13 protein-coding genes and 2 pseudogenes are annotated in these 10,902 nt (G+C 43.6%); 8 read left to right on the plus strand and 7 right to left on the minus strand.

Translation table 11 applies throughout. The features are described from left to right. The 4 genes and pseudogenes from L8S15_RS21400 to L8S15_RS21415 all read right to left on the minus strand — a co-directional run. Positions 1-494 (minus strand): annotated as a pseudogene (locus tag L8S15_RS21400) (flagellin B); the annotation flags it as partial. Between the two features lie 297 nt (positions 495-791). Further along, positions 792-1,925, minus strand: a complete 1,134-nt coding sequence (locus L8S15_RS21405; protein ID WP_065101112.1) for a flagellin — start codon at positions 1,923-1,925, stop codon at positions 792-794. 121 nt (positions 1,926-2,046) lie between these two features. Further along, positions 2,047-2,970 (minus strand): Dyp-type peroxidase, encoded by a 924-nt coding sequence (locus tag L8S15_RS21410; protein ID WP_010436619.1) that lies wholly within the window; start codon positions 2,968-2,970, stop codon positions 2,047-2,049. Positions 2,971-3,035: 65 nt separating this feature from the next. Further along, the gene (locus tag L8S15_RS21415) at positions 3,036-3,497 is read right to left on the minus strand and encodes a DUF2919 domain-containing protein (RefSeq protein WP_010436616.1); all 462 of its coding nucleotides are present in this window, start codon (positions 3,495-3,497) and stop codon (positions 3,036-3,038) included. A gap of 109 nt (positions 3,498-3,606) precedes the next feature. Between L8S15_RS21415 and L8S15_RS21420 the strand changes: the two genes are divergently transcribed. Both L8S15_RS21420 and L8S15_RS21425 read left to right on the plus strand, forming a co-directional pair. Further along, positions 3,607-3,945 carry a DUF2956 domain-containing protein gene (locus tag L8S15_RS21420; RefSeq protein WP_280575107.1) on the plus strand — a complete coding sequence of 113 codons (339 nt, stop codon included), beginning with the start codon at positions 3,607-3,609 and terminating at the stop codon, positions 3,943-3,945. A gap of 12 nt (positions 3,946-3,957) precedes the next feature. Further along, on the plus strand, positions 3,958-4,290 hold the full coding sequence (locus tag L8S15_RS21425; protein ID WP_010436610.1) for a DUF4156 domain-containing protein: 333 nt from the start codon (positions 3,958-3,960) through the stop codon (positions 4,288-4,290). An 80-nt stretch (positions 4,291-4,370) separates the two neighbouring features. Here the strand turns inward: L8S15_RS21425 and L8S15_RS21430 are convergent, their stop codons facing one another. After that, positions 4,371-4,658 (minus strand): helix-turn-helix domain-containing protein, encoded by a 288-nt coding sequence (locus L8S15_RS21430; protein WP_004741665.1) that lies wholly within the window; start codon positions 4,656-4,658, stop codon positions 4,371-4,373. Between the two features lie 206 nt (positions 4,659-4,864). Between L8S15_RS21430 and L8S15_RS21435 the strand changes: the two genes are divergently transcribed. From L8S15_RS21435 to L8S15_RS21450, 4 genes are all read left to right on the plus strand, one after another. Next, entirely contained in the window at positions 4,865-5,212 is a 348-nt protein-coding gene (locus L8S15_RS21435; RefSeq protein WP_010436602.1) for an ArsC family reductase, read from the plus strand. A 99-nt stretch (positions 5,213-5,311) separates the two neighbouring features. Further along, entirely contained in the window at positions 5,312-6,448 is a 1,137-nt protein-coding gene (gene dapE, locus L8S15_RS21440; RefSeq protein ID WP_016787736.1) for a succinyl-diaminopimelate desuccinylase, read from the plus strand. A gap of 45 nt (positions 6,449-6,493) precedes the next feature. Continuing rightward, on the plus strand, positions 6,494-7,168 hold the full coding sequence (locus L8S15_RS21445) for a M15 family metallopeptidase (RefSeq protein WP_016787737.1): 675 nt from the start codon (positions 6,494-6,496) through the stop codon (positions 7,166-7,168). Positions 7,169-7,176: 8 nt separating this feature from the next. After that, positions 7,177-7,386, plus strand: a complete 210-nt coding sequence (locus tag L8S15_RS21450) for a DUF2897 family protein (protein ID WP_010436593.1) — start codon at positions 7,177-7,179, stop codon at positions 7,384-7,386. A 155-nt stretch (positions 7,387-7,541) separates the two neighbouring features. Here the strand turns inward: L8S15_RS21450 and bamC are convergent, their stop codons facing one another. Further along, the gene (gene bamC, locus L8S15_RS21455; RefSeq protein WP_010436591.1) at positions 7,542-8,588 is read right to left on the minus strand and encodes an outer membrane protein assembly factor BamC; all 1,047 of its coding nucleotides are present in this window, start codon (positions 8,586-8,588) and stop codon (positions 7,542-7,544) included. A 49-nt stretch (positions 8,589-8,637) separates the two neighbouring features. Further along, positions 8,638-9,516, minus strand: a complete 879-nt coding sequence (gene dapA / locus L8S15_RS21460; protein ID WP_010436589.1) for a 4-hydroxy-tetrahydrodipicolinate synthase — start codon at positions 9,514-9,516, stop codon at positions 8,638-8,640. A 373-nt stretch (positions 9,517-9,889) separates the two neighbouring features. Between dapA and L8S15_RS21465 the strand changes: the two genes are divergently transcribed. Both L8S15_RS21465 and bcp read left to right on the plus strand, forming a co-directional pair. Then, positions 9,890-10,432: a glycine cleavage system protein R gene (locus L8S15_RS21465; protein WP_010436587.1), complete on the plus strand. Its 543-nt coding sequence runs from the start codon at positions 9,890-9,892 to the stop codon at positions 10,430-10,432. Between the two features lie 12 nt (positions 10,433-10,444). Beyond that, positions 10,445-10,777 (plus strand): annotated as a pseudogene (gene bcp, locus L8S15_RS21470) (thioredoxin-dependent thiol peroxidase); the annotation flags it as partial. Positions 10,778-10,902: the final 125 nt, after the last annotated feature.

The raw sequence follows: 10,902 nt of genomic DNA on the forward strand, positions 1-10,902 counted from the left end.
CGCATGTCTTTCAGTTGAAGCATTACCGCTTCACCGTTATCCGCACCGATTTGGAATGATTTAGTACCGTGAGTACCGTTAAGCAGTTTGTTACCACCAAAAGACGTGGTTTCTGCGATACGGTTTAATTCGTCGTTTAGTGCTGTTACTTCTTCTTGAATCGCTACACGCTCAGATTTTGAGTTTGAGCCATTTGAAGATTGTAGAGACAAATCACGCATACGTTGCAGGATGTTCGTCGTCTCATTCATTGCACCTTCAGCAGTTTGTGCAATAGAGATACCGTCGTTCGCGTTACGAACAGCAACATCAAGGCCGCGGCTCTGAACGTTCAAACGGTTAGAGATTTGTAGGCCCGCAGCGTCATCTTTTGCGCTGTTGATTTTAGAGCCTGAAGCTAGGCGCTCCATCGATGTTTGTTGTGCGCTATTAGCATTGTTTAGGTAACGTTGCGCTGTCATCGCTGAAACGTTTGTATTTACATTCACTGCCATGGTGATTTCTCCAATTGATTTTCCGGTATAGCGGTTTCCGACGTCTCGGAAAACCAAGTAGTTATCTCTAAGTTACTATTAATAACGGCGTGAGTGCTGAAACCTTTAGAAAAAAAACAACAAAATTAAAGAAATAGCGATAAAGGAGAAGAAAGCGTGACTAGTCGTGAAATTATCAAAAAAAGATCAAAAAAACGCTAAAGTTGTCGAGGAGTCAGTCGGGCAAAAAGTTGTGTTTTTATTAACCAAAGGGCTTTGGTTAAGCTAGAACACCGTTATAAAATTAAACTTAATTTATTAGCCTAGCAGCGTTAAAGCTAGATTGGGAGCTTGCTTAGCTTGAGCCAAAATAGTGGTGCTGACTTGTTGTAGTATTTGTTGCTTAAGCATCTGAGTGCTTTCTTTGGCGTAGTCGGTATCTTTAATACGACTATTTGATGTCGCCAAGTTCTCATGAACATTTTCAAGGTTATTGATAGCATGATCAAAGCGATTTTGCATTGCGCCGAGTTCGGAACGATGGCTATCTACATACTTCATCGCTGTATCTAAAATAGAGACTGCACGCTGAGCACCACCTACATCAGTCACATTGATGTCATCGACTGACTCGTAATAACCCGCCGACATCGAAAGCTCACTGGCTAACGAACCTGAGAAAGAGATCGTGCCTGCCGTGTCTTCGCCAGACATATAGATCTGAAGCTGCCCTTCATCATTGACGGAAGCAGAGACGAGATCCGTTTGACCATTAATATAAGTCGCCAACTCTTCGATATCGTCGCCTTCTTTCGCGTTGATGGTGATCTCTTGTGGCTGACCAAAACGGTCAGTAAATGACATTGTCATATCATTCTGATCGGGCTTCACTTCCCATAAGTCACTTGCCATGCCGTTGGCAACATAGCTAAAACCACCCATGTTGATGTCGTCAGTACGCATGCTTTTTAAACCGATCTGCACAGCCTCACCTGAACTGCCACCGATTTGAAATGAAGAGCTACCAAAGCTACCGTTAAGAAGTTTTTTACCACCAAATGAGGTGGTCTCTGCGATACGATTCAGCTCATCGTTTAAAGCAGTAATTTCTTCTTGAATCGCCGTTCTTTCCGACTGGCTATTTGAGCCGTTGCTTGCTTGCAGTGACAAATCTCTCATACGTTGCATGATATTGGTGGTTTCATTCATCGCGCCTTCTGCGGTCTGCATAATGGATATGCCATCATTCGCATTTCGCACTGCGACATCAATGCCGCTCATCTGCGCTTCGAGTCGATTCGAGATTTGTAGGCCTGCAGCGTCGTCTTTAGCACTGTTAATACGACTCCCTGAAGCCAAGCGCTCCAAAGATTGGTTCAGCATGTTGTTGGCATTAGAGAGGTTTCTCTGGGCCACCAGCGCTGAGACATTCGTATTAACAGTTATAGCCATAGACCTTCACTTACAAAAAGATGAATAAAAATCACGATTGCTCTTATATCGACCAGTTCATATAAAGCTTTAATAAAAAAGGAGCCCTGAGGCTCCTTTTCTTTACTGCATACGAGGTTATTTACTTAATCGTTAATGCACTCAACATATCAGTCGAAGGCGCAAAGTAGTAAGCGCCTGTCACTGCTTTAGTGAAACGAAGCAGTTGGTCTGTTTTACCATCTGTCGCGCCGTACATACTCTCTAACATCGCATCAAAATTATGACGAACATTACAGTAAGCAATGAACAGTAAACCATGATCGCCCGTAGCGGTTCCGTAAGGTAGGCTATGGCGAACAATCTTAAGGCCTTTACCTTCTTCTTTGATATCAACACGGCCTACGTGAGACGCAGCAGGAACATCATCAAGTTCAATTGAATCAGGCTTAGTTCGACCAATCACTTTCTCTTGTGCCGACACATTCAATCTATTCCAAGCTGGCAGGTTGTGTACAAAACGCTGCACCATCACATAACTACCACCAGCAAATTCACCTTCAGGAACAATCGCTACTTCAGCGCGCTGTGCGTCTTTCGGGTTTTCAGTACCATCAACAAAATCAGTCATATCACGAGAATCGAGGAAGCGGTAACCGTAGGTTTCATCAACGACTTCAACGTCCGCAGCGACTTCAGATAGTAATTTGCGTAGGATAAAGAAGTGCAGATCATGTCGATTTGAATGACAGTGAATCAGAACATCAGACAATGTGCTCGGTGCAGTGATATCACCCTCACCAAGCGCAGGAAAATCAATTAAGTCAGAAGGCGCAGCTTGCTCGAACTTATCCCAAAAAGCCTTTGAGAACGCAACCGATGCAGTTAAGTACGCATCTGGTTGAGTTTGATTAAGCTCGGCGATTAGATTCGGAAGCTTTTGAAGTTCCGCTAATACATTAGCAGCGTTAGCATTCACTTTTAATTGAACGTAAAGAGCGAAAGGCCCAGCTTCTGGCAAGATAGCACTTTGAATTTGAGACTGCTCATTTGAGATGTTAAGCATAGATTAATCCTTTCATTTTTAGCTTCTAAGTATAATTGTGAACGGGACAAATGTTTTGATGAGAATCAGTCTTCGTGCTCGACCGCTTTAAAGCAATCTTTAGCGGTATGACTATTGGTTAGATAAAGTGCTAACCACAGGAGTAACAATAAAGTTACCCCATTCGACCAACGAAACCATCCGTTGTCCAAATAGATTAAATAAAGGGTATGTGCTCCCTGTGCCAAAATAGCGATCATGGTTACCCAACGCCCCCATGACACCACTTTGTTCAAGCGTTTTCTATCTGGTGATCTCAACCCAAACAACCACATAATAAGTAAACTAGGAATGCTCAATGCGATCCCAATGTAGAACATGTGGTGATCTGGATAAATAATTTCGAGGATATCAGTTCCCGACTCTCTGCTAGCGCCAGCAACGATGAAAACAACCAAAGCTTTCGCCAGAAATAACCAACCCAACCATAATAAGATTGGGGCTTTCAAAAAACCGTTCTTATCGTATTGTTCTATGGAGTACCGCACAAATCTCACTTTCACTTAGTTTCAAACCAACACTTTAACGCAAATCATTCATACTTAACTAGGTTTGCGTTATCTTATTAGCTAATCCGCTTTAATTATCGAACTCAGTATGAAAACTAATACGCCGTCTGTTGAATCTCAACAAGAAGCTATGAAGATAGCCAAAGCAACTCAAAAGCCAGCTCAAACCAAAGAACAAACCAAGCTGATCGCTCAAGGTATCGAAAAAGGCATCGCACTCTATAAAAAACAACAAAAAGAGCGCAGTCGCCAAGCAGATAAAGCCAAGAAACGCATACAGAAAGAAAAGCAGACTCAACAAGCTAATCTAGATGAAGAGAACAGTGTAGATACCAGTGTTGAAACAACATCAAACCACGCCAGTAAATTGCCGTGGCTACTATTAATCATAAGCTGGATAGGCTTCGCGATTTATTTGATGAAATAACAGGATAAACGTATGAAAAAGGAATGGGTTGCTTTGGCTATGAGTGGAACCCTTTTGGGATGCACGACACCGACTTCATCTCCTCACAATGAAGCGGACAAAGTACAAATGGATTTCCACGGCCTTATCAATATTGAGCAGTGCGAGTATAAAGGGGAGGTCACGGGTAGCGAAGGCCACTGGTATAGTTACCTCTTTTTCCCGAACGACACCTTGATTCAGGGCGCCATGAATGAACTCAAATCGAATACGATTGAGCTAGGCGCAGATACGGTGATATTTACACTTCCCCAAGACTTTAGCACTTCTGTCACGATGCTTGGCACAGCCTATCTGTGTGAGTAAGAAAATAGACAGATAAGTAAACCAGCATATCTGTATGCTCTGATTTTGCGACGCCCAAAAGAAAGCCAGCTTTCGCTGGCTTATGCACTAAATCCAAGGCTTGTCGCTATATCGCCTTTACGTTCTAGAACCCACTGACTATCAAACGGCCCCCAGTCGGATAACTGGTAATAACCATCATTATGACGTCGCCCATCTTGAACAAACATAAGTTCGATACCGATCCCCGGTAGCGCCTTGAGTACATCTTGAATCGTACGACGAGGCCAACCCGTTTTTTCGATGAGTTTAGGCACATTTGGCCTATCAAGGCTTTCCACTAACAATGCTAAATATAGCCGCCTTGCAAAAACAGGACTCAACTCCATTGACACCTCCTATATATGTGCAGCTCAATTATTTCTTTTTTCGCTGACAACATGTTGAGGCTGATCAATAAGTCTCCAATAGTGACATTTTCTTACTGTTTTTTTTTCACTCTATGAAATATTCCTCACTCTATTTTGTCTGAATTGCCGCTTCCTGATAGGATTCAACTCATAACAATGAAATAAAATCACCCAAAGGAAGAATAATGACTATCACTATGTTTGGTATCCCAAATTGCGACACCATTAAAAAAGCAAAGAAATGGCTCGAAGCTGAAGGTATCGAGTTCGAATTTCACGATTATCGCAAGCAAGGCATCACAGAAGAGCTAGTAACAAGCTTCTGCTCAGAGCTTGGTTGGGAACTTGTGCTGAACAAACGTGGTACGACTTATCGCCAACTTTCACAAGAACAGAAAGAGACGTTAACGGAAGACAAAGCCGTGTCTCTGCTTGTTGAGCAACCGGCAATGATTAAGCGCCCAATCCTAAAAGTGGACGGTAAGCTTCACATCGGATTTAAAGCTGACCAATACGCCGCTATTTTTGCTTAGAGCACCGCATTTATATCGAAAGACAACCGGACGTTGATCACTGATGCAACGCCCTAAAAATTAATGACTATACGTTTTATTTAAACAAGGAATTCAAGGATGACAGATAGCCCAACTTTGGCTCTGGCAAAAGATCTCATTAGCCGCCAATCAGTAACGCCTGAAGACGCAGGTTGCCAAGACTTAATGATTGAACGCTTAAAAGCGCTCGGCTTTGAAATCGAAGTGATGGTATTTGAAGATACCACTAACTTTTGGGCTCGCCGTGGCACAGAAGCACCTCTGTTTGCTTTTGCTGGTCACACAGACGTTGTGCCAGCAGGTCCAATTGAACAATGGAACACCAAGCCATTTGAGCCGACTATAGTCGACGGTTTCCTTCACGGCCGTGGCGCAGCAGACATGAAAGGTTCCCTGGCTTCAATGATCGTTGCCGTAGAGCAATTCATAGCTAAGCACCCTGATCACACAGGCTCAATCGGCTTCCTTATCACATCAGATGAAGAAGGCCCTTTCATCAACGGTACGGTACGAGTTGTTGAAACGCTGATGGCGCGTGGTGAGAACATCGACATGTGTATTGTGGGTGAACCATCGAGCACCGAATACGTGGGTGATGTCGTAAAGAACGGCCGTCGCGGTTCTATCACTGGCGATCTAACGATTAAAGGTACACAAGGCCATGTTGCCTACCCTCACCTAGCGAACAACCCCGTACACAGTTCTCTGCTTGCAATCAATGAGTTGGCAACGACTGAGTGGGACAAAGGTAATGATTACTTCCCACCAACTAGCTTCCAAATTCCGAACGTAAGCGCAGGTACGGGCGCATCAAACGTCATTCCTGGCGAGTTTAACGTTCAATTTAACCTGCGTTTTAGTACAGAATTAAACAACGACATCATCGTTGAACGCATCACATCAATACTCGATAAATACGATTTCGAATACGACCTAAAGTGGACATTCAATGGCGACCCGTTCTTAACAGACGCTGGCTCGTTGCTTGATGCTATCGTGGATGCAGTTGGTTACGTGAACGACGTGAAACCCGCGCTATTGACTACCGGTGGTACATCTGACGGACGCTTTATTGCGCGCATGAAAGGGCAAGTGGTAGAACTAGGTCCGGTTAATGCAACCATTCACAAGGTTAACGAATGCGTGAAAGTGGCTGATTTAGAGAAGCTCACTGATATGTACGAAAGAACATTAGTGAATCTTTTCGCCAAATAGTGTTTCACCAGAGATTCATAGCATCCCATTATTGAGAGACGCGTTATGACACCAGAGCAGCTTACCGGACAATCAGATTCTCATCTGGAACCTAACCTGATTGGCACCAAGACATTCTTGGTTCACAGTGATGTCAAAGATGATCTGAACAATTTGATTGAAGCTGCTCAACTTGCTGGTTTTAAAATGGAGATTGCCAGTGGCTTTCGCGACTATGAAAGGCAATCTCTGATTTGGAATCGTAAGTTTTCTGGTCAAGCGCCGATATTAGACTCAGAAAGCCAACCACTTGATGCTTCAACACTCAGTGAACAACAAAAGTTGTCGGCGATCCTAAGATGGTCTGCGCTTCCCGGAGCGAGTCGTCACCATTGGGGTTGTGATTTCGATGTCTTTGCTCGTAATCACTTACCTGAAGATATACAGCTGCAATTAGAGCCATGGGAATACCTTACTGGCCACCAGCAAGTGTTTTATCAATGGTTATCTGTTCATGCATCTCAGTTTGGATTCTTCTTTCCGTACAACCAAGACCTTGGCGGTGTGGCGATTGAACCGTGGCATATTAGCCACCGTAAGGTATCAGACTCGTGCTTATCACAGTTATCACCTACTTTACTTGGCAAGCAACTCCAATCTAAGCCAATATTAGGGTATGAGATTATTATGGAGCAGCTAGACGCAATCTATGCACGCTTCGTAGCAAATATCAATCATTAGGAGCGCTTATGTTGGAGTGGCTTACAAACCCTTGGGTTATCATCATCATCGTGGTTAGCGTTGTGGTAGGTAATATTGCTGCGCTCAAACAGACCGCCAATATGGATCTGACAGGTCGTAACAAAACAGAGAAAGACTTAGATAAGCTAAATCAATTAGATAAGCTTAACCAAGAGAAAACTCAAAAAGATGAGTCAACCGACAACAAAAACGCTTAATGTTGTTACTCTGATGGGCCAACCTAATTAGCGGAAAAATCGCTGCTGATTGCTCAACGAATATAAAAAAGAGGACACATTGTGTCCTCTTTTTTATTGGTTTTAGCTAATCATAGAGCTGATATGACTCAGCTCTATGATTTATTTTGTCGTGCTTACTCAGCTTTCGCTTCTTTGTCATCTTTGGTTTGGTCAGCAATATGCGCGAGTACCGGAACCATTGACTTAAGCAGCTCTTCTTCTACTGGTTTACCTGACGCATCCGTCACGTTGATCGACGTACGGTTGCCAAGGTCACCAAATAGGAAGTTGTATGTACCTGGCGCCAAATCGATAGGCTGTAGGCCAATTTCTTCCCAGGATTCATCATCTGGTGCAGCGTACTTCGCCTTTACCGTACCCTGAGATTGATTACGTTCTTCAAGCTCAAAGCCCATCGTCGGTAACAAGGTAGGCAGACGCTGCCAGAATACGTTGTATGGTGTACGAGCAATGATCACAGGGAAACCGCTGCGGTCAGCACCCATTGAAATTGGAATACGCTTCACCAACTCTTGCGCTTTCAGCGCAGCTTCAGCACGAAGGTTTTCATCGTACTTAGCCATGACTAAGTTGGTTAAAAACGCGTTATAACGCTCTTTATTGGTTGCGGTTACTGGTTTCTCTTCAATACCTTCACGCCAATCAATTAGGTTGATCTTGAAGCCATGGCGGTTATTTGTTTGGAAACGAGCGATAGAGTAGCGACTGCCAATCTCTACATCTTCATCTTCAGAAACCCAAGTTACCCAATCGGTCTCAATCTCATTCTCTGATTGTTCACGAATACCAATACCACGTTGAGCCAGCATATCTACTGCTGTTTGCCACACTCGGTCTGCTTCTTCAGCACGAAGAAGCCATAGCGTCACTTCACCATTTTGACGCTCGGCACGAGCGCCCGGGATCAGCTCAAGAACCTGCTGTGGTGGACGAATATCCACTTTACGACCGGTACCACCACTAAACTCACCGCTTGGGATGTCAAAGTTTGGGTAAAATTGAGGTTGAGCATCTTCAGGCAATTGCCACTGTGAAAACTCAGGTGTTTCTAAGTATTCGAAATCATCTTTGGCTTGGCGACGTTGAGTCGGGCTGCCAGAACATGCTGTAAGAACGAAAACAGCCAGTGACCCAATCACTAGCTGGTGAGAATACTTCATTTATACTCCTAAATGCCGAAGGTTCGCTTCGGCATCACTTCATACGTTTTTAGTAAATGCACGCTTCAGTCATTGCTTGAGCAACAACAGGTTGAGCTGGCTCTGACAGTTCAGTCAGCGGTAGACGTAAGCCACCTTCAGCAATCAGACCCATTTTGTGAACCGCCCATTTTACGGGAATAGGGTTAGACTCAACGAACAGGTTTTTATGTAGAGGCATCAAACGCTCATTGATCGCTTCTGCTTCTTCAAACTTACCTTCTTTCGCTAGCTTGAACATGGTTGCCATATCAGCGGCTGCAACATTATTGGTTACAGAGATCACGCCATCGCCGCCACGCTTAACAAATTCTAAGCCAGTTAAGTCATCACCACTGAGTAAGATAAAATCTTCGCCACAAAGTTCACGGTGAATTGCAATTCTGTCGAGATCACCCGTCGCATCTTTCAGTGCAACGATATTTTCGATCTCAGAAAGACGAGCAACGGTTTCTGGTAACAAGTCTACAGCAGTACGACCCGGTACATTATATAGAATCTGTGGAACGTCGCTTACTTCAGCAATCGCTTTGTAGTGTTGATACAAACCTTCTTGAGTCGGCTTGTTGTAGTAAGGCGTTACGCTCAGGCAACCAGCAATACCAGAACCATTTAATAAACGGCTGAATAACACTGACTCGTGAGTTGCGTTTGCGCCTGTTCCTGCAATAACAGGAATACGACCATCTGCAAATTCAACGATCTTATTGACGACTTTGACATGCTCTTCAATAGTGAGTGTTGAAGACTCACCAGTTGTGCCAACCGCAACCAGACCATCACTACCTGCAGCAATATGGTGCTCAACTAGCTTTTTAAGGCTGTCGAAATCCACTTCACCATCTGTGTTAAATGGCGTAACTAGCGCAACTATACTTCCTGAAAACATGTCTATCTCCCTTAATTTATTCTTTTTGCATGTTACTGTAAGCCAATCAATAAACACAAGACATTAAAGTGGCTTACTGGCAACATCTGCATTAAATATTGTTGTATGTTTGAGGTAAGACGACTTCTAACGGCGTTCTACCTATAAATTTGGCTAACCTTTATTCAATCTAGCGGATGCCGCATCGCTGGATGTCAGTAACAGGTAAGCTGTTTCTTCTTGTTCGTTTCTTGTTTTTCACACACTAGATATTCCCATCCTATACAGCACGCGAGAAGCAAAACGCCTCATAAAAAGCCCCGCTCGCACGCTTATTCCTCGTGTTAACTGTGCTAACATGCAGCATCAATGGAATATATAGAGACGTGATTTTATGACTCAACATCTAGTAATCACAGCTGTGGGCACTGATCGCCCAGGTGTATGCAACCAAGTGGTTCATTTGGTCACCCAATCAGGCTGTAACATTATTGATAGCCGTATCGCCCTATTTGGCGAAGAGTTTACGCTTATCATGCTACTGTCTGGAAAGGCAAACAATATTACCCGGGTTGAAACCACCCTGCCTTTGCTTGGCCAAGAGCACGACTTGATTACGATTATGAAGCGAACCTCGCCTCATGATGTGATTGAGAACTCCTACACGTTAGAAGTTTTCGTTGAGTCAGATGACAAACTCGGACTGACCGAGCAGTTCACTCAGTTCTTCGCAGACCGTGATATCGGCCTCGACTCGCTTAGCGCACAAACCATCAACAAATCCAAGATTCAGCTCGATAACGACCAATTCCATATCTCTATTACCGCTTCTGTGCAATCAGAATGTAATTTGATGCAGCTACAAGAAGAATTCAATTCGCTGTGTCAGAGCCTATCAGTTCAAGGCTCGCTCAACTTTATCAAAAACAGTTTTTAAAAAGGAAATATCATGAATACGCTAACGGCTGGTGTTCCAGCACCTGCTTTTTCTCTTCCAGATCAAGATGGCAATATCGTATCTCTTGGTGACTTCAAAGGTAAAAAAGTCCTTTTCTACTTTTACCCAAAAGCAATGACCCCTGGTTGTATTGTGCAAGCTGAAGGCCTGCGTGATATCAAAGCACAGCTTGATGACCTAAATGTGGTTGTTTTAGGTGTGAGTGTTGATCCAGTCAAACGCCTACCAAACTTCGTTGAGAAGAAATCTCTGAACTTCACTCTGTTATCAGATGAAGATCACAGCGTTGCTGAGCAGTTCGGGGTTTGGGGCGAGAAGAAATTTACCCTTAGAAAAAAATAATGACAGAAATCCTTGATGTATTTTTATGACAAATCTATCTTTGATATGTGGGTAGCATATCGAGGATTGTTTTGTGATAGAAACGTACAAAGAAAAATGTTCTGATG

Origin of the sequence: Vibrio sp. S/42/10 (assembly GCF_029890535.1) — a bacterium.
Lineage (GTDB): Bacteria > Pseudomonadota > Gammaproteobacteria > Enterobacterales > Vibrionaceae > Vibrio > Vibrio cyclitrophicus.